General features: G+C 57.5%; 12 protein-coding genes and 2 pseudogenes. 5 read left to right on the top strand and 9 right to left on the bottom strand.

Going from position 1 to position 20,086, the window contains the following annotated elements:
* Positions 1-189 precede the first annotated feature (189 nt).
* A complete protein-coding gene (locus tag OKW39_RS23350) occupies positions 190-2,451 on the bottom strand; it encodes a polysaccharide biosynthesis tyrosine autokinase (RefSeq protein WP_429563805.1) in 2,262 nt (753 codons plus the stop codon).
* 402 nt (positions 2,452-2,853) lie between these two features.
* Here OKW39_RS23350 and OKW39_RS23345 point away from each other — a divergent pair, with 402 nt between their 5' ends.
* From OKW39_RS23345 to OKW39_RS23335, 3 genes are all read left to right on the top strand, one after another.
* The gene (locus OKW39_RS23345) at positions 2,854-3,765 is read left to right on the top strand and encodes a polysaccharide deacetylase family protein (protein WP_429332488.1); all 912 of its coding nucleotides are present in this window, start codon (positions 2,854-2,856) and stop codon (positions 3,763-3,765) included.
* 257 nt (positions 3,766-4,022) lie between these two features.
* Positions 4,023-4,964 (top strand): glycosyltransferase, encoded by a 942-nt coding sequence (locus OKW39_RS23340; RefSeq protein ID WP_429360409.1) that lies wholly within the window; start codon positions 4,023-4,025, stop codon positions 4,962-4,964.
* 98 nt (positions 4,965-5,062) lie between these two features.
* Positions 5,063-5,983: a glycosyltransferase gene (locus OKW39_RS23335; protein WP_090811675.1), complete on the top strand. Its 921-nt coding sequence runs from the start codon at positions 5,063-5,065 to the stop codon at positions 5,981-5,983.
* Positions 5,984-6,343: 360 nt separating this feature from the next.
* On the opposite strand, the gene OKW39_RS23330 is transcribed toward OKW39_RS23335, so the two are convergent.
* Both OKW39_RS23330 and OKW39_RS23325 read right to left on the bottom strand, forming a co-directional pair.
* Complete coding sequence (locus tag OKW39_RS23330; RefSeq protein WP_429360407.1) at positions 6,344-7,468, bottom strand: glycosyltransferase; 1,125 nt, start codon at positions 7,466-7,468, stop codon at positions 6,344-6,346.
* Between the two features lie 105 nt (positions 7,469-7,573).
* Positions 7,574-8,170: pseudogene (locus OKW39_RS23325) on the bottom strand (sugar transferase); the annotation flags it as partial.
* A gap of 719 nt (positions 8,171-8,889) precedes the next feature.
* On the opposite strand from OKW39_RS23325, the pseudogene OKW39_RS23320 reads away from it, so the two are divergent.
* Both OKW39_RS23320 and OKW39_RS23315 read left to right on the top strand, forming a co-directional pair.
* Positions 8,890-10,116 (top strand): annotated as a pseudogene (locus tag OKW39_RS23320) (ISL3 family transposase).
* Between the two features lie 569 nt (positions 10,117-10,685).
* Positions 10,686-11,888 carry a glycosyl hydrolase gene (locus tag OKW39_RS23315; RefSeq protein WP_429563804.1) on the top strand — a complete coding sequence of 401 codons (1,203 nt, stop codon included), beginning with the start codon at positions 10,686-10,688 and terminating at the stop codon, positions 11,886-11,888.
* Between the two features lie 461 nt (positions 11,889-12,349).
* Here the strand turns inward: OKW39_RS23315 and OKW39_RS23310 are convergent, their stop codons facing one another.
* The 6 genes from OKW39_RS23310 to OKW39_RS23285 form a co-directional block, all read right to left on the bottom strand.
* Complete coding sequence (locus OKW39_RS23310) at positions 12,350-12,514, bottom strand: hypothetical protein (RefSeq protein ID WP_244145196.1); 165 nt, start codon at positions 12,512-12,514, stop codon at positions 12,350-12,352.
* 80 nt (positions 12,515-12,594) lie between these two features.
* Positions 12,595-12,774 (bottom strand): hypothetical protein, encoded by a 180-nt coding sequence (locus tag OKW39_RS23305; protein ID WP_429332492.1) that lies wholly within the window; start codon positions 12,772-12,774, stop codon positions 12,595-12,597.
* 228 nt (positions 12,775-13,002) lie between these two features.
* On the bottom strand, positions 13,003-15,264 hold the full coding sequence (locus OKW39_RS23300; RefSeq protein WP_429563803.1) for a polysaccharide biosynthesis tyrosine autokinase: 2,262 nt from the start codon (positions 15,262-15,264) through the stop codon (positions 13,003-13,005).
* 461 nt (positions 15,265-15,725) lie between these two features.
* Complete coding sequence (locus OKW39_RS23295; RefSeq protein WP_090811682.1) at positions 15,726-16,160, bottom strand: hypothetical protein; 435 nt, start codon at positions 16,158-16,160, stop codon at positions 15,726-15,728.
* On the bottom strand, positions 16,160-18,118 hold the full coding sequence (locus OKW39_RS23290; protein ID WP_429563802.1) for an RICIN domain-containing protein: 1,959 nt from the start codon (positions 18,116-18,118) through the stop codon (positions 16,160-16,162). The genes OKW39_RS23295 and OKW39_RS23290 overlap by 1 nt, the downstream gene beginning before the upstream one ends.
* A 17-nt stretch (positions 18,119-18,135) precedes the next feature.
* Positions 18,136-18,780 carry an SCO family protein gene (locus tag OKW39_RS23285; RefSeq protein ID WP_090811955.1) on the bottom strand — a complete coding sequence of 215 codons (645 nt, stop codon included), beginning with the start codon at positions 18,778-18,780 and terminating at the stop codon, positions 18,136-18,138.
* Between the last annotated feature and the right edge of the window lie 1,306 nt (positions 18,781-20,086).

Below are 20,086 nucleotides of genomic sequence, written 5' to 3'. Positions count from 1 at the left end.
TCACGTTGTCTTGCAGGGCTGGTTGCCGCATTCTGCCGCAACCAGCCCTGTCCCAGCTTACTTCTTCAACGCGCGTCAAGTATTCGCTTCGCCGGGCTGACGCCCGTACTTGACCCGCCAAACCAGCCACTCGGATTTTGAAAGAGGCATTTTTCATCGCTCTACACGACGATGGTTGTCGTCTGAAGGCTAGCCTTTCTGCGTTTTTCCGCTGGCGGGCAATGCGTCGAGATAGGAAGCACTGCGATAGAGGCCTGCGCGCGCGCCCAGACTATAGCGATAGACATCCGTATCGATCCCGTTGAAGATCACGCCCTTCACCCGGGCATTCGCCTGCTTGAGTTGCTTGGTGGCCTCCACCACCTGCGCAATGGAAGTGGTCTCGAAGCGGGTCACCAGCAGCACGGTGCCGCAGCTATCCGCAAGCGCGGTCGCGTCGGATACGGCGAGCACCGGCGGCGTGTCGATCAGCACGATATCGTATTCGCTCGTCTTCGCGAGGAATTGCTGCATGCGTTCGCTCACCAGAAGCTCGGCCGGGTTCTCCGGTATCGCTCCGCGCGCAACGAAGTCGAGGCCCGGACGCACGTCACGCATGATCACCGGGTCGGACGTCACGTCCGACGTCAGATAGTCAGCCAGGCCGGGTGTCGAGTCGAGACCAAAGTATTGCTCGAGATGACCTTTGCGCAGGTCCGCGTCGATCAGCAACACCCGCTTGCCGGCCGCCGATACGACCGCCGCCAGATTCGCCGAAAGGAACGACTTGCCCACCTGTTCCGTCGGCCCCGTCAGCAGCACGCGATTGTCGCCCGATTCCGATTCCAGCATGGCAAAATGAAGCGCGGTTCTGAGTCGGCGCAGGCTTTCAATCGACGGGTCGCGCGGAAACTCGCTCGCCAGCAGGAACTTCTCGCCAGCGGGCAGCTTCGGCGTCTTGCCGATTCGCGCGACTTTCGCCTGCGACAGCGGCACGCTCGCATAGACGTTCAGGCCCGTTTGCTCCTCGATCTCCTGCGCGTCGGTCACGCCCCGATACAGCGCCGTACGCCCGAACGCCGCACCCACGCCCAGAATCAGGCCGCCCAACGCAGCATAGATAATCACCAGAAGCTTGTTCGGCTTGATCGGCTCTTTCGGCACCACCGGGTTATCGATCAACCGCACCGTTCCGACCTTGCCGGCGCGAACCAGTCTGAGCTGTTGCATGTTGTTCAGCATGCCGACGTAAAGCTCGTTGTTCACGTTCATGTCCCGGGTCAGGCGCACCGCATTCTGCTCCAGGTCCGGCAACGCCTGTTCCTGCTGCGACAAGCTTCCGATCCTGCTGCTCAGCATGCCGATCTGCTGATCGATCGCCTGGATCGCGGGGTGACCCGGCGCGTAGATCGCGCCCATCTCCGCGCGCTTCTGCTTCAGTTCGAGCAGGCTGCGCTGCGTGGCTACGCTTTGATCCAGATAGGCCTTGCCCTGCTCGCTCAGATTGAACACGCCCATGCGGTTGCGCATGTCGTTATAGCGTCCCTCGGCACGCTCCAGGTCGCTCTTGAGTTGCGGCAGCTGCGCGCTCAGGAACGCAAGCGACTTCTCGGCTTCCGCCGCCTTGCGCTTCAGATTCTGGTCAACATACGCATTGCCGATTTCGGCGAGCGTGCTGGCCGTCAGCAGCCGCTCAGAGCCCATCAGCGACGCGCCGATGATGCCGCTGTCTTTACCCTTCTGCGAGACCGTCAGCCGGTTTTGCAGGCTTTCCACCGTCTTGTCGCGCGACTGTCTCTCCAGAATGAATTGCGTGCCCGGCTTTGCGTTCAGCGAATCGACCTGCAGCGTGATCGCGCCATCGGGCAGTTTCGTGTCGAGCTTTTCGCCCACGCGACCCTCGATCGGCTCGCTGAGATCCGACTGCTCCAGCCGGTAGCGTTCGCCCTCCAGAACCGTCAGAACGAACTTCTCGCCTTCGAATGCTTCCGGGACGTCGAAGCTGGACACCTTGATCGCTTCATCGCCCCATGCATATCCGCCAAATCCAAAGATACCTGGCTCGGAAAGACTCCGGGCTTGCCGGCCCAACCAGTCTCCGATCAAGGGAAAGCGCTTCGGCTTTGCGCTGACGTCGAGGTGCAGATCGTCAACCGCTTTTCCGACCACCATTCTCGACTGCAGGATTTCCATTTCAGCCGTCGCCTCTGTTTTGACGTCGAACATGCTGGAGACGTCGCCCAGCGGGCTTTTTGAATTGTTGGTCGGAATGCTGTCTTCAACCTGCACGAGAATATCGGCCTGGTACACCGACGGCGCGATAAACGCGTAGGCCACGCCCAGGGCGAGCACGCCGCCGGCGATTGCACCGACCAGCCAGCGGTTGGCCATTAGAACGTCGAAATAACGCGAAAGACTTACATCGTTATTCCGGAGCACGGCAGCATTCGTAAGTAGAGAGTTCTGATTCATCGAAACCCCAGGGCGGGTGTACGAAAAGGGTGGAAGCTCGATTTAATGTGCAGGCGATGCGGCGTTGCCAGATCTCGCTTTTTGTCACGGGACGGCAACATTTTGGGTGCGGGCGCTGCGCGCGTCAGTTCGGTGTGCAACGCAATCTGTCAACAATTCCTCTGCTTTGCGCGCCACCAACTTCAGAATAATCGTCTTACCGTACAAAGATAAGACTGCCTAATTCTCCGCTGAACCACTGTTTCCCCGCAGTAGATTCCTCGGTGGAAAATTAGCGTAGATTTCACACTAACAGGTATCGCAGACTATCTGAAGACGATCATCACCTCCGTACGCTAACGCACATCGCTTTTGTGGCCGTGACGGCACAATCCCATTCAACGCCGTTAGCTTGGGATGCATATGAAACAATTGATGCGTGAGATGTTCACACGCGCGCTGCTTTTCAGTGGAACCCCCGCGGCGATTCGAGCCTTTCTCTGGCGCGATCGCACCGCGATTCTGCTCTATCACGATCCGTCGCCCGCCACGCTCGAGGCTCATTTTGAGTACCTGAAAGACAAGGTCGAGTTCGTGCCGTTGTCGCAGGCAAATTCGCGAGGTAGTGGTCGCCCGCGCGTGGCCGTCACGTTTGACGACGGCCATATCGGCAATGCAAATCTGCTGCCCGTATTCATCAAGTACGGCGTGTACCCGACCATTTACATCTGCAGCAGTGTCGTGGCGCACGATCGTACTCACTGGTTCCTGCATCCTGTCGCAAGGGATGCAGGTGTGAAGCGGCTGATTCGCATGAAAAACCACGAGCGCCTGGCTGAACTCGACGCGCGAGGCTTTCGTCAGGACTTGCCAGACCCAGCGGCGACGATTAGTGGCCTCAGCGCCGCCCATATTGAAGAGATGCGCCCCTATGTCGACTTTCAGTCTCACACACGCTATCACCCGACACTAACCTTCTGTGACGATGACGAATGCTTTGAAGAGCTTGCGCTATCAAAGTCGGAGGTAGAACGGATCGTAGGTAAGCCTTGCGAGCATTTCGCGTATCCCTATGGCATTTATGGTCCGCGCGAAGTCGAGCTGCTGAAGGCCGCCGGCTACAAGACCGCACGCACGACCGACGTGGGCTGGAATGACGAAGGAAGCGACCCGTTCCGACTCAAGGCGTTCGACATTGACGATGACTCTTCCGTGTCGTGGTTTGCCGCGCAGCTCACGGGCCTGACGTTGGTGCCGCGCTATCTGCGACTGGGACGCGTCAGGCGCCTGGCTCAGCGCATCTTTAGCAGGCCACGTGCATTGAACCAGGCGTAGAAAGCACAGCGCCGACGCGACAGCTCGCGCAGCGGCGTACGACACCGTCGTGCACCGCGCTGCATCCAACCCAGGGCGGCGAATCGTCACGATAAGGTATTCGCTAATAAAAATACTATCGCGCGCGATCTCGGCTTCGAGCAGAACAAGCGGTCAACGTTCGAGCACCTGTCAATCAAAGGCGCAACCGGACCGCCAGTGCATTACTCGTAACGGCCTTATTGTTCCTTATCTCCACGGTTAAAAAGGAAGGCGGCATGCGTAAAATCTTCATCACGTCTCCGGGTACCGCCAATTATCCGGAAATTACTGCCTATCAAAACTATTTTAAAGCGCGCGGCGTGGATGTGATGGTCGGAACAATTAGCGATTACCGCGCCCTCGATAACAAACGAAATTTCGTTTTGTGGGAAATCATGGGTTTTTATCCGAACCGGTTTGAATCCGACTTTGTCATCCATGACTACCGTTCTCTCTCCGTTGGCGGCTGGCCGGCGATGAAAGACGTCGCGAAGCGGTATTTCAATTGCCAGCCGAATCTGCGGATCTTTCAGAACAAACGGCAACAGGAGATCATGGGTTTCGGTTACGGCGTACCCAGTGTGATCCTGCCCATGGGCGTGCCGAACTGGATCTTCGAGGTACAGGATGGCGGTCAGACCGAAAAGAAAGCTGATTTCTGTTATATCGGCGAAATGAGCGTCGAGCGGGGCTTCGATCGCGTGCTGGAAGCATTTATAAACAACTTTCAGAAGCGCGACGTCTCCCTCCTCCTGGTGGGAAAACCGGACCCGCGCATCTACGAAAGATTTTCGAATGCAAAAAATATCATTTTCACCGGGCCGTTGCCGCAGCGTGAGGCGCTGAAGCACGTGGTCGAATCCGATGTTGCGGTGTGCTATTTCCCCTATCACCGGCCGCACTGCTATCAAACGCCGACCAAGCTGCTCGAGTATGCTGCGCTCGGCAAGAAAATCGTGTGCAACGACTCGCCGTCGAATATCAGATGCTGTGAAGAGATGGGCATCCATAGTGTGATCACCACGGCGAACATCTTTGACGGAATCGATGAAGACGCCGCCCGCGGTGCGACAGCGAATCGTCGGACGGACTTCGCAGACCTCATTTGGGACCGGGTGATAGAGCAGTCCAACGTCGCGACATTTCTGCCAACGGATATCAAGCTAACCAACGCTTGACCAATCCATTGACGTGCGACATTTCAAGAATGCGACTCGAACTGCCCTTGGTAGCACTGAGTCAGCCGAAGAGACGACATTTGAACGGTGGTAATGACATGCAGATATTCATTCTTCACCCCGGCAAGGCGAATTATCCAGAGATAGACGCCTACACGAAGTATTTTGTGAGAAACGACTGTAAGGTAACGTCAGGGACACTGGATGATTACAAAAAAGTCAAGAATCCGGAGGAGTACGTTCTCTGGTGCATCATGGGCTTTTACCCCAGGATCCCTGCTGCAAAATACGTTATCCACGATTACCGCTCGCTGTCTGTCGGGCGTAACAGTGCGCTAAAGGACAGCATCAAGAAAACGTTTCAATCACGGCCCGATCTTCGAATATTTCAGAACGACTCAATGAGTGCAGTCATGGGCTTCCGCGACGGCGTAGACACCGTTTTCCTGCCGATGGGCGTACCAGATTGGATTTTCGCGACGGATGCTGACCGCAACCAGGCGCTTCCGTCCGGAACGTATTGTTATCTGGGCGAGATAACGCGGGAACGCGGCTTTGTCGGCTTCATCAGGGACTTCCTGGCCGCCAAGCGCGACTCGGATACCCTCGTTCTGATTGGGCCTGTTGAAAAGGAAATCTCCGACGCATATCTTCGATCGCCCGGCATCCTGTTCACGGGACGTCTTGCGCAACGCGACGCCCTCGCGGTGGTTCGCAACTGCGAGATTGCTATTTCAACCATCCCGTACAAGCGTCCGTACGACGTGCAGACGCCGACCAAGCTTCTGGAATATGCTGCGCTCGGCAAAAGAATCATCTGCAATGACTCGCCTTCGAATCTGAACGCCGCCGCCAAGTTTGGAATTCAATGTAAAGTAACGGGCCCAGACGTATTCTCTAGCATCTGCAATTTCCACGGCGATATGGTGCCGAAAAATGACCCCTCGACGCTGCTGCATTTGCGGTGGACAGATATAATCGCCGCCTCGGGCGTGGAGCGATATCTCGCGCGGCTCTAAAAATTAAAATGGTTTGCGCGATGACACGCGCAAACCATTTCTCAAAAGTCAGTCTCGTTGCGATGGGCGTTCCGTGAACGTTGGTTACGGCGTGGTGCTTCGATTCTTGCCGCGCCCCATCGGCACGTTCGGGCCAGTTCTTCGCCCGTCCCGACTGCGCGAATCGATGAAGAGTTGATGGTCACGCGCGTGAAGAGGCTTTTGTCCGCTACTCTTCACTTCGGCAAGAGCACTGTATGCAATCGGTCCCAGACGACGGCTTGCTGCAAATCGCGCAGTCTGCGCAAGCAACTGAAACCGGCGCCGCGTCCCCTCTTCGCCGGAAAATCGCGCTAAGCCCCGCCGTGCAGCTTCACGTAGTCACTCGCTCAGCACCGAACGGCTCTGGCGAATGCTTCTCAACTGGGCCGAATAAAGCAGCGCGATGTTGTTGAAGAAACGATCTTCACTGAATCTGTTGCGCGCTTCTTCCTGCGCGCGCCGCAATAAACCTTCACGAAATTTATCCTCGGCTATCATCTTCCGGATCAGCGAAGTCGCTTCCGCAGCCGTCCGATAAAGAACGCCGGTCGAATTGTGACGAATGGTGTCTATATTGCCGGGACAATCTGACGCCACAACGGGTGTGCCGAGCGTCATTGCTTCAATCAGAGAAATCGGCATTCCCTCCCAGGAAGCTGTCGACAAATAGATATCCGCTTGCGCCACAGCCGCGATTACGTCAGCACGCGTAAGCCAACCGGTCACACGCACGCCGGCGTCCTCGAGCGTCCTCCTGAGATCTGCGTCGCCGTCGCCGATCCATACGAACTCGACGCCGTCCCGATCAAACGAGCGAGCAATCTCCGCGAACAATCGCGGATTCTTTTGGACACGAATGCCGCCGACAGTCACAATTTTTCGCCTTTTCGTCGATCCGACTTTTCCGGCGCTTTCCAAACGATTGTTGCCCTGGACACTGACAGCCCGATCGATTGCGTTCTCGACCAGTACTGCATCTCGCCGAAGATAGCGGCGAATAGCGGCGCATTCACTCTCGGAGCAGCCAACGTATGTGCAGTTCTTCACACACGCAAGCAACTCCAACGCGGCGAAACAGTATCGCTTCAACCTGCCTATGTCTCGCCGTACGAAAGAGATGCAGTGCGGGCTATAAAGAAGCGCCGTTGACGGCAACGCAAACAAGGTCGACATTCGTCCCAGGAAACCTGCGAATGACGAGTGCAGATGGACGATATCCGGGTTCAATTCGATGAGTTGTTGACGCAAGACAGACATGATCCGAGCCAATGATGGCCCTTTCATCTGCAGATGCTGCAGGACGACGTCAGAGTGAAACATCGCGCGCAAATTCTTCGGTGTTTCCTCGCGCTCTGAATAGATCACATACACCTCGTGACCTTCCTTGGCGAGGCGCGTCGCAAGCGTGCTCACAACTGCAAGCGTTCCTGTAGCAGTCGATTCGATTACGTGGACCACTCTCATAACATGTTTCTCGTGAATTGCGCAGCAATAGCGGAACACATCCCCGATCGGTCACGGCGATCGCGACGACATGCAACCGACGACAGGGCAAGGACCTCAGCCGGCTCAGTAGGCGCCGTCTTTGGCGAACACCACTTTGACGGTTCTCAAAAGAATCGACATATCGAATGTCAGCGAGCGGTTCATTGCGTATTTAACATCGAGCGAAACCCGCGTCGGATAGTCCACATCGTTGCGGCCGCTGACCTGCCATAAGCCTGTCATTCCCGGCTTCAGCGCGAGGTAGTAACGAACATCGCGGCCATATCGCACCAGTTCCTTCTGCACGATAGGACGGGGTCCCACCAGGCTCATATCGCCGCGCAGCACGTTCCATAGTTGCGGCAACTCATCGAGGCTCGTCTTGCGCAGAATGCGGCCAATTGGCGTCACACGAATATCGTTTTTAAGCTTGAAATCGCGGTCCCATTCCGCACGAGCCTGCGGATCGGTTGCGAGCAGTTTGGCGAGAACTTCATCCGAGTTCTTGACCATGGAGCGGAACTTCAGGCACTTGAAAGTACGTCCTCCTCGGCCAATTCTCGGATGACCATATACGGCGTTTCCGTGATCGCTCATGACTGCCAGCGCAATTATCAGAAGAACCGGGAAGAGCAGGATGAGTAGAACCGACGCCCCGCAAACGTCCATCGTTCTCTTCACTGCATCGTCCCACCTTGCGACGAAGATGTTCTCGCTTTGCGGGTTCGATTCATCCAGGGCGACCGGTTTTGAATTCGGCTCAAGGCACGCCTCTTCCAGTTTCGGATCCGCGGTGGCGTTGGATTCGAACATACTATCTCCTCAGTTCGGAAACTCGTGGGAAACGATGCCGGCGTAGGCACCTTGCGCTTGCAAAACAGATTTTGGTGTGGAAGTGAATCGTTTAGTGAAGCTAATTTCATTGATTCACTGACGAGTCACGACGAGCGTAACATCTCACTCAAAGACCGAATGTTAGCAATAGCGCATAAAGTCGCCATCGTACTGTTCGATCGCGACACGTCGCCTTCATCGGGTGCACCAACAGTTCTTCTGACAATCAAATACGCAGAATTCGAATCATGGCTTCGTTATTTGATTGGTCTTATCGCCAGGTATCACGCGTAAATATCATGACAAAGCGTTCAGGTCAGACGCATACTTTTATCAGACGTGTAACCGTTCTTTCGAACGCTCGTGATTTCGAATTTGTCTAAAGAGAGACGACAATTTTCATCTTTAGGAAAAAAGCCTCTTTTGAAACCCGAGTGGGTGATTTGGCGGGTCAAGGGCGGGCGTGAGCCCGGCGCAGCGAACCCTTGAGGCGCCCTGAACCGGCAAGCTGGTGCATGGCTGGTTGCGGCAGAATGCGGCAACCAGCCATGCGAGACGAAGCGAACATGACGAATCAACTCTTTGAAGCCGCCTTGGGAATCAAGGCCCCGTGGTACCTGCAAGGCGTCGACTTCGACACGGCCAAACGGCAGCTCACGATTGCCGTGGACTTTGTCGCTGGCAGCCGCTTCGCCTACCCCGGGGTCGCCGGTGAGCACCCAGTGCATGACACGCAAATCAAGCGACTGCGCCACCTGAATTTCTTCCAGCACGAGTGCTATCTGGAAGTGCGGGTACCGCGAGTGCGCTTGCCGGATGGCGCGGTACGGCTGGTGGAACCCGACTGGGTCGGCCAACTCGACGGCTTCACGTTGCTGTTCGAAGCGCTGGTGCTGATGCTGGCGCAGCAGATGCCGTTTGCCGCGGTGGCACGCATCGTCAATCTGTCGTGGCACCGAGTGCACGCCATCTGTTCGCGCTATGTGGAACTCGCGCTCACGTCGGCGAACCTGTCGGACGTGAGCACGGTAGCTATTGACGAAACCTCGTACCGGCGCGGCCACGAGTATCTGACGCTGGTCGCCGACATGCAGGCGCGACGGGTCGTGTTCGTCACGCCCGGGCGTGACGCGAAGACGATTGAAGGCTTCGCGGCATATCTGAGCCGACACCACGGCACGCCCGAGCAGGTCACCTCGGTGAGCATCGACATGTCGCCCGCCTTCATCAAAGGCGTGCGCGAACATCTGCCCAATGCGCGGCTGACGTTCGACAAGTTTCACGTCGTCGCCCACGCGTCCAAGGCGCTTGATACGGTGCGCCGCCAACAACAGAAAGCCGACCCAGAACTTAAAGGGATGCGCTGGACGCTGCTCAAGGACGCCAACAAACTGAATCTGGCGCAATTGACCGACCTCGAGGCGCTGGTCAGGCAGTACGCCACCAAGCGCACCGCCCGCGCATGGCTGTATCGCGAGCAACTGCGCGAGATTCTCGGGCGCAAGCAAATCCATGTCGTCTCCGAGATGTTGCGGCAGTGGTGCACCAACGTCATGCGTTCGAAAGTCGAGCCGATGAAGGACGTCGCGCGTCTGATTCGTCGGCACTTCGACGGCATCGTCGCCTGGACTTAGACGCGCCAGACCAACGGCTTCATCGAAGCAATCAACGGCTTGTTTCAAGCGGCCAAGCGAAAGGCTCGCGGCTACACGCGCTTCGCGACGATGCGCACGGTCCTCTTTCTCGTTGCTGGCAAGCTCGATTTCTCCGGCCTCAACCCGCATGCCTCGTGAGCCCCGTTACCCACTGCATTTTCAAAAGAGCCGGAAAAAAGAACATTTGATGAAAGAACAACTTGTGTAATGACTGACCGCGGCAAGGTCTATGCGATGACTCGCGCTGCACATCGAAGTCGCAAGTATCCCGGCTCGGCACTACGAATCGATGTGCGTTCCCGTACATGACCGGACGATTCGCTCATTGCGGAGTTCGACGCGAAGACTTCGTGATACGCCGGCAAGCGTGGCGCAACCGGCGTCGGAAATCTGATAGTGAGGCATTGCGTCACACAACAAACTTCAGCTTGGACTAATGCCGAACAAGGGGGCGCATCCTTAGGAAGATTGAGTCGCTCTGTTCGAAGTGTAGTGTCAGTGCGGGACTCTGACGTCGACACGGTATTCGATGCGCGTGTTCGACGTATCCGTGCCGTCAATGCGGTCGCGTCAACAATTGATGTTCATCGCCACACTTAACTCTGACGTTTTCGGAACCAATTCCAGGCGACAGCATTTATAGTTGCGAAATGAAACTCACAATTTTCTTTTTATTCGCCGTCTTAACACTTTTGTGTGGGCAGCCGATGTCGTCCTTCGCGAAGGACGGTCGCGCCAAGACAACGAACGCGACTACCGCCACTGCTCAGCAACTCGCGGCGCTGCAGCCGCCGCCCACCGGAAGCGGAAACGACCGTTTTGCAATGGACGTGAACTGCAATCTCTGGAGTGCGGATCAGACGGCGCTGAACGAATGCTCAAAGGACCTGGATCTGATTGCCGGATTGGGCGTGGGTACGGTTCGCCTCGGCGTTTCGTGGGACTTCATGACGCTGGCCGACGGCAGCACGCTGGATCCCAACAAAGTGGCCTTTCTGAAGTCGCTTCTGAACGCCGCACGCACGCGCGGCATGAAGATTCTTTTCCAGGTGGGCATGTACGCGCCGTCTAGCGCATACCAATGCCCGGCCACCAGGAATCCGCCGAGCGCATCGTCACCGCGACTCGACTTCTGCGACGCGACGTTCACGAAGTATCTCGGCTCGCTCATGGACGTCGTTTTGCCCTTTACGGCTGACATCGAACTGTTCAATGAGACCAACTGGTCGTTCTCCGCTTCGGACCCGTCTTACGGCGACCCGAACGGTATCTCCGGATACATTCTGAATCGCAGCAAGACGCTCTATTCGGAAGCCAGGCAGATCCTGAACACGAAAAGCCAGTCGGGCTACAAAACGGTTCTGCACACTCAGGGCATCTCGTACTTCTACAACTCGGCGTACCCGAATAACGGCTGGAAACCGCCCGCGGGCAGCGAGCTGATCCAGGCGACCGACTACATCAAGGCAATGGGTAACAACACGAAGAGTGCTTCCAGCCCTTTGAACATCGAGATCGACGTCGTCGACGTTCACCCGTACTTCAGCAGCGCCGACTACCAAACGCTGATGCAGTCGTTCAAGACGACCGTTTCGAATCTGGTCGCTAGCGGTCCCAAGCCGATCTGGATCACGGAAACCAACAACGGGACGACCCGTACGGACGCCGGACAACTCGCGGCATTCAATCAGTTGAAGGTGCTGATGGACAACGGTTCGGTGGCAAAGGCGTTCTGGTATGTCGTGCGTAACGGCGATCCGAGCAACGGGGAAGGCGACGGCTATTCGATCTACGATTACAACCGTAACCTGATTCGTCCGCAGCTTGCCGCCGCTATTCGGGCCTACACCGCGAGCATCCCGCGAGCGCAGCGATTCCTATCGGGTCCCTACCTGACCCCGGTCCAGTGAAGGCGTCTAATTGCAATCGATGAGATGAACGCGAACGCCGACTCCGCTGTTTGCGTGATTTTGCTGTTCTGCCCTGCTTCAACGTGCTTGATGGTGTTGCAAAAAGGAAGCAGCGGACATCCGCAATGACGGATGAATCATAAGAGGGCGATGAGACTAATTATCCTCCTTTGATCCTCTCGCGCGCGCAACGCAAAGCGCACACGCGAAGACCCCAATCGCCACGCCGATCAGCAGACAGGCGGCATGCGTCAAGAAAGTTACCATCTTCCACTCCCTTTACGACCACATCGAATTTTCGAGAAGTTGAACAGCACGATGTCATCGGTGGCGTAGCTATGGCTTGAGATCTTCCCTAGCGGCACCGGACAGTGTGATGAAGGCGATCCAAAGTCCGGCAGAGATTGACAAGGGCGCAATGTCCCGCTTGCGGATGGATGCCGACCTAATAATCGAACTCACTATACCACGGGTTTAGCCACGCTTTCGGCGCCAAACTTCAGAATGGCAAGCGCATCGCATCGCCGGCGGCGCGCGGGTTCAGAAGAACGTGACGCACGAAAATAGCCGACGCGGTAGGCGAGCGCGAAGCTGCCGGCGTCGCGACGGACGAAGATCATCGGCATCAAAATGGCAGACGCCGGCCGGCACAAACAGAGAGGTCGAAAAGATCCCGCCATAGATGAAGACGCCGGTGCCCGTGCGCTCAGCTGGTCAGCGCTTCACCCAGCGTCTGTTGCGGAAATACGCCGAATGCGAGGGCGATCACCGGGATCGAATCGGAGGGGCGGAAATGATCGTGGCCACCAAGCGCGGGGCCGATCGGTATGGCGACGGCGCTGCAACTCGTCATTGCACGCACGGCTTGGGCCTTGTCCGCCGCCATGCACGCAACCTCCAGACGCAAGCCGATTAACGAGCGGATAAAAAGTACCCGAAAGCCGTCGGCCCGCAGAACTTCCCGATCAATAGAATCGAAAAGAAATTGAGCGCCTGACTCAGTACAACTCCAGGGACACTGACGAATGAGTCTTTGATATCCGCCAATCATCCACGCCGAAAGTCGGCTGATTTTTCATCGCCATTCGTGACGACGGCCCTCGCGCCGTGAAGGCTAGTCTTTTTTTGTCTCTCCACTGGCCGGCAGTGCATCGAGATAGGAAGCACTGCGATAGAGGTCTGCGCGCGCGCCGAGACTATAGCGATAGACATCCGTATCGATCCCGTTGAAGATCACGCCCTTCACCCGGGCATTCGCCTGCTTGAGCTGCGCGGTCGCCTCCAGCACCTGCGCAATGGAAGTGGTCTCGAAGCGGGTCACCAGCAACACGGTGCCGCAGCTATCCGCAAGCGCGGTCGCGTCGGAGACGGCGAGCACCGGCGGCGTGTCGATCAGCACGATATCGTATTCGCTCGTCTTCGCGAGGAATTGCTGCATGCGTTCGCTCACCAGAAGCTCGGCCGGGTTCTCCGGTATCGCTCCGCGCGCAACGAAGTCGAGGCCCGGACGCACGTCACGCATGATCACCGGGTCGGACGTCACGTCCGACGTCAGATAGTCAGCCAGGCCGGGGGTCGAGTCGAGACCAAAGTATTGCTCGAGATGACCTTTGCGCAGGTCCGCGTCGATCAGCAACACCCGCTTGCCGGCCGCCGATACGACCGCCGCCAGATTCGCCGAAAGGAACGACTTGCCCACCTGTTCCGTCGGCCCCGTCAGCAGCACGCGATTGTCGCCCGATTCCGATTCCAGCATGGCAAAATGAAGCGCGGTTCTGAGTCGGCGCAGGCTTTCAATCGACGGGTCGCGCGGAAACTCGCTCGCCAGCAGGAACTTCTCGCCAGCGGGCAGCTTCGGCGTCTTGCCGATTCGCGCGACTTTCGCCTGCGACAGCGGCACGCTCGCATAGACGTTCAGGCCCGTTTGCTCCTCGATCTCCTGCGCGTCGGTCACGCCCCGATACAGCGCCGTACGCCCGAACGCCGCACCCACGCCCAGAATCAGGCCGCCCAACGCAGCATAGATAATCACCAGAAGCTTGTTCGGCTTGATCGGCTCTTTCGGCACCACCGGGTTATCGATCAACCGCACCGTTCCAACCTTGCCGGCGCGAACCAGTCTGAGCTGTTGCATGTTGTTCAGCATGCCGACGTAAAGCTCGTTGTTCACGTTCATGTCACGGGTCAGGCGCACCGCATTCTGCTCCAGGTCCGGCAACGCCTGTTCCTGCTGCGACAAGCTTCCGATCCTGCTGCTCAGCATGCCGATCTGCTGATCGATCGCCTGGATCGCGGGGTGACCCGGCGCGTAGATCGCGCCCATCTCCGCGCGCTTCTGCTTCAGTTCGAGCAGGCTGCGCTGCGTGGCTACGCTTTGATCCAGATAGGCCTTGCCCTGCTCGCTCAGATTGAACACGCCCATGCGGTTGCGCATGTCGTTATAGCGTCCCTCGGCACGCTCCAGGTCGCTCTTGAGTTGCGGCAGCTGCGCGCTCAGGAACGCAAGCGACTTCTCGGCTTCCGCCGCCTTGCGCTTCAGATTCTGGTCAACATACGCATTGCCGATTTCGGCGAGCGTGCTGGCCGTCAGCAGCCGCTCAGAGCCCGTCAGCGACGCGCCGATGATGCCGCTGTCTTTACCCTTCTGCGAGACCGTCAGCCGGTTTTGCAGGCTTTCCACCGTCTTCTCGCGCGACTGTCTCTCCAGAATGAATTGCGTGCCCGGCTTTGCGTTCAGCGAATCGACCTGCAGCGTGATCGCGCCATCGGGCAGTTTCGTGTCGAGCTTTTCGCCCACGCGACCCTCGATCGGCTCGCTGAGATCCGACTGCTCCAGCCGGTAGCGTTCGCCCTCCAGAACCGTCAGAACGAACTTCTCGCCTTCGAATGCTTCCGGGACGTCGAAGCTGGACACCTTGATCGCTTCATCGCCCCATGCATATCCGCCAAATCCAAAGATCCCTGGCTCGGAAAGACTCCGGGCTTGCCGGCCCAACCAGTCTCCGATCAAGGGAAAGCGCTTCGGCTTTGCGCTGACGTCGAGGTGCAGATCGTCGACCGCTTTTCCGACCACCATTCTCGACTGCAGGATTTCCATTTCAGCCGTCGCCTCTGTTTTGACGTCGAACATGCTGGCGACGTCGCCCAGCGGGCCTTTGGAATTGTTGGTCGGAATGCTGTCTTCAACCTGCACGAGAATATCGGCCTGGTACACCGACGGCGCGATAAACGCGTAGGCCACGCCCAGGGCGAGCACACTGCCGGCGATGCCACCGACCAGCCAGCGGTTGGCCATTAGAACGTCGAAATAACGCGAAAGACTTACATCGTTATTCCGGAGCACGACAGCATTCGTAAGCAGAGAGTTCTGATTCATCGAAACCCCAGGGAGGGTGTACGAAAAGGGTGGAAGCTAGATTTAATGTGCAGGCGATGCGGCGTTGCCAGATCTCGCTTTTTGTCACGGGACGGCTGAAATCGGACGCACAGGCCGAGTACGTCAGTCCTGCTCGCAAGCGTGCTCGAAATGAATCGTCTTATGGTCTAAAAGAGACTTCCGCCAGATCTGGCGCAGATTTCTAATTTTTCCGCATCCGATATATTGCGCCAGCAAACAGAAATCGAGTTATTCATAGCAGAAGTCATCGCAGCCTATCTGACGGCTTGCCGCACCTCCGTACGCTGCCGCACATTCGCGTTTTTCGCACCAACGGGGTCGTGCGCAATTGCGATGTCGCTATTTCGATCATTTCGAACAAGCGCCCGTATAGCGTGAAAACACCGACAAAAGCTGGTGGAGCAAACGGCGCCGAATTCGCGCAACCGCACGCAAAGGTGCTAGCGCTTCGTCACGAAATGCCAGAGCGCCGCACACTCGGTCTCGGATATCCGGTAGTGAGGCATGGCTTTGCGCAACATCACGTTGACCGGGTCGATGCCTTCCCTCAGCGCCCTGCAGAACGTTGCCTGATCGTAACTGCTCGCCGGACCGTCCCTTCGACTCTTCGCAGGAAACAGGTTACCGGCGGTCAAGGGTGGTGCGAATGCGTCGCTCGAGCCGGTTTGCGAATGGCAGTTCGCACAACGCGTGGTCGAGCCGGGCAACAGACGATCGTCGTCGCGCAATTGCGCCTCAACCGAATGCTGCCCGTTGAAGATCGAACACCCGAGATCGTTCGACGCACAAAGCGGCGCGCCATGCGCGACATACGTGATGTTCGCCAGCGCCAGCGCCAGCGCACGCGCCGCGGTTCGCCGTGACCGTACCGCCATCACTGGATCTGCACCGTGCGCGAAACGCTCGGCACGCCCTTCGCGTTCAGGCCGAACAGCATGTAGTAGCCAGGCACGACGACACCCGGGTCAGAAGGAATATTGATCAGATATTCGCCCGCCGTTCCTACCGTGAAAGTCACGGGTACCCGCCGCTGCTCGTTGTTGACCGCGTGGGTCGACGAAGACATGCGCATCAACGCAAAGGCCGTGATGCCACTGCTGCCCGTTACGGCGATCGATGTCCCGAGCTGTGCCGTAGTGGGCGCGGCTGTGAGGGTCGGTCGTGTTGCCGCCGAGCCGTCCGCGTTGAGCAGGTACGGCGGCGTCAGTATTTCGAGGTTCGTATGGTTTGTCGAGCAGGTTCCGCACAGTCCACCGCCACCACTCAGTACGCGACCGTCCGACAACAGCAGTGCGATGCTGTGATAGTTACGCGGCACGGCTTGCGGCGGGAGCACCGAGAAAGTCTTGGTGGTAGGGTCCCACAACTCTGGCGCCAGCACGGCGGTGTCGTCGGAAAACGTTATCGGGTACGCCTCTCCACCAAGGACTACCACCTGACCGTTCGGCAAGACCACGCTGGTGTTGAAGGCGCGGCGGTAATTCATCGGCGTAAGCGTTTGCGTCACCGCGGTGCCGCTGCTGATGTCGATTAGGGTGGCGTCCGCAGTCGCGTTGGCATACTCGTAGCTCGGCGCACCGCCAACAGCCAGGATCTTGCCGATATCGTACATAACGGCGTTGCCGTTCATCGCATCGGTATCGCTGCCCCGGTTGCCGGCAGGCGTCACGCTGCCCGCGCCGGCGGTATCGAACCAGTGCATGGCAACGCTCGGACCGGCGTGGAAGACTCGCCCATTTGCCACCGCAAACAGCCATGCATGATTGTCGGAGCGGAAAATGCCAGCCGCGTCATTCGTGAGGATGTAGTCGGCGAGAATGGCGCTATTGACCTGCCAACCCGTACTCGGCGACCAGGTTTCGCCGGTCTTGCCGCCCTCGCCTCCGTTCCACGAGCCGCCCACCAGGAATACGTTGCCATTGCTCAACGTTACGCTGCCTTGGTAGGCGCGCGGAATATTCATTAGAGGACCTGACGACCATTTTCCAGTCGAAGGCGTGTAGAAACTCGTCGCGTCGCTGCTCGAGCCACCAGTGACGTAAATGCGGCCATCCGGAAGATTGACGATTCCCGGGCAGAACATATCGTGGCCGGTATTCGACACGAGAACCTGTTTGCTCGTGCCGGTAGTCGGGTTAAAGATTGCGGTGTATGTGTTGCCGGGGGTGACTTCGCCAGCCGTAAAGTCCAGCTTCTGGTCGGCGGACCACACTACCACGGTGCCATCGGGCAGATTCGCCGCAGCTGCCGGCACGATCGACAGGTTATAGGGTGTAGTCCACTTTGCCGGCAATGTTTTCGCGGTCATGCCGCTGATCTGCCACGTCTGCAGAGCGGTTCCGCTGCAAGACTGCTGCGTGATCTGCGAGCCCTGCGCCGTGAGGCTGGCAGCAGCCAGACACAGATGACTCTGCGACGCGACGATTGCAAAGCCGCCACCTTGCGGGATCAGCTGAAAGCTTTGATTCGCCTGGCCATTGCAGGTCCACTGGTCCGCCCCAGCGCCGGCATCCATGCTGACACCGTAGATGTCGAGGCAAAGGTTGCTGTTGACGTTGACGAACTGATAAAGCCCGTTGTTCTGCGTCAGTGTCCAGTGCTGGTTATTCCCGCCATTGCACGTCCACTCGATAACCGAGGCGCCAGGCGTCTTCGATTCGGCGTTCACGTCGGCGCACAAGGTCGTGCCGTTGACGGTGAGCGTGCTCGATGTCTGCGCGTCGGCAGCTGTGGAGAACATCGAAAGCGTCGCCATGAATGTGATCAGCAGCAACGCTTTCACGCACCCGTCGAACGATTGCGAGAGGATCCTAAACGATCGGTTTTGTGACATAGCCTCAGTCCAGTAGGTTACACACGCCCTAATGCGCCCAGTACATCGCAAATTTGATCCGCGCGAGGCAGGTCGTCACTTCGCCAGCGCAACATTGCGTTCGCATCGAAGCAGTAGATTTGGGTCGAGTGATCGGCAATGTTGCCGAGTGGCAGGGTGCTGCCCGAAAGCGCTCTGCGCATCCGGTCGACGTCCTGCAACGTCGGCGTGGCCGCCCGCCATTCGGGTCCGGCCTGGAAGCGCATGAGCCATGCGTGCAGCGCGGGCGGCGTGTCGGAAAGCGGATCGATTCCGATCGACACCAACTGAACGGGGTAGCGGTGCTGTAACTGCGATATCCGTTGCTGAACGGTGCTGAACAGCGCACCCTGCAAAGGACAAACTGAAGTGCATCCTGTGTAAATCGTCTGCAACGCAGTCACTTTCTGACGCAACAGGTCGGTTAGCAACCGTTTCTCGCCGCTTTGATCGACCACCCAGAAGTCGTCGAGACGAATGGGCGGTGTGACGAGTCCTATGCTTGCGTGCTGCGCGTATAGCGGAAAAGAAACGCCGGCTAACGCCGCGGCCGATATGCCACGCAGCAGCGCGCGGCGCCTCGGACTTCGGACCGGCGCGCACGCACGCAACGCCGCGCGAGTCGGCGCATGTTGATGGAACATGACTATGATCTCCCGCAACGGGTAATGGCTCGCAGAACCATTCGTCGCCATCTTTTATTGCGTGTTACCCGCGCGATAATGCGCACGAGTCGCGCGACGGCTACGTTCGCTTTCTGATTGCGAGCCAATGGTATTAGGGAGCGTAGCAGAGAACTTTCCGGAAAATGACAGCGTCAGGCCGGCGACTTGCTCCGCTTTGTGAGGTCGGCCACATAACAATGAAACTTCAAAGACTGGTTGTTTTAGAGAGCCCGAGCAAAACCCTATGTCGTCCTGAGATTCGTCGTGAGGCGGCGGAAATGGCGAAGTCGCGAAAATGGATTGCGCGCTCAAACGTGGCGGCAAGACGCGTCAGGCAGGCGGACCAGGTCGGCCCGGCCGAAGAGACTCGGCTGACCGTTACCGAACTGCCAAGCCCTGCTCCTACAACGAAGGCGTTGCCCAACAAGGCCTCAGCATCGGCGCGATGGCAAGTCCGCGGTGGCGAATAGCAAGCAGCGCCGGTGTCCGGCGGCTTCGAGTTTCGCCGCGACCACGGCGAGCCATTGCGCGTGTTTCGCTGGCGATGATATGCAGGTTCCGCGCCGTTGGCTCCCGGCCGTCTCCTTGTTCCAAAGCACAAAGTCAAACCGTGGCAAAATTCGCATTCCGCGATTTATTTGATGCGACCGGCACGGCCCATATAAATGCCTCGGCAGCATTATTTTCTTTCTAAAACCATACCGAGACATTTAATTAGCATTTAATTAGGTCCCGAGCCATCCCGATAAGAACCATACATTGGCGGAAATTAAAGTGCCCCGACTGTCTAAAAGCGACAAGTAACAATTTTGTAACGGTTTTTTTGTTGCTTTGTGAATCTCGAACCCGGGCGCGAGAACCCCTCTGGATAAGCGTGGGAAGCGAGGAGGGACACGTTGCCGATGGCCTCACATAGCACAAAATCCGTTGTTACGCTTAGTTACGCCCGATGGCGCGAGATTTGTTCCATTTCTGTATCATTCGTATTCATCAGATTACTCAGGGAAAACCTTATCGATTTTGATTCGATTGGAGAAACTTCGCAATTTGCGACGAATTACCGAATCTTCCGATTGAAAATGATGAAAGCGGGTTTTCAGTAGGTCGCATTAAATCTGAAGATTAAAACGCGATTAGTGCCCCACGCGAGTGCGGCAGCGGGCGGCTCTTGACAAAAGCCGGTCATTATTCAGTTGTACTTCGTGTTGTTGCGTATTTTTTCGTGGCGACGTCCTTATCACGCGAACGTTGTTCGTTTTAGCGGCAAGGTTCCATCGGCCTTGAT

The sequence above is a fragment of the Paraburkholderia sp. MM6662-R1 genome (assembly GCF_050436245.1).
Taxonomy (GTDB): Bacteria; Pseudomonadota; Gammaproteobacteria; order Burkholderiales; family Burkholderiaceae; genus Paraburkholderia; species Paraburkholderia tuberum.
The sequence above is the reverse complement of the archived record's forward strand: the minus strand, read 5'-3'. Positions and strand labels throughout refer to the sequence as shown.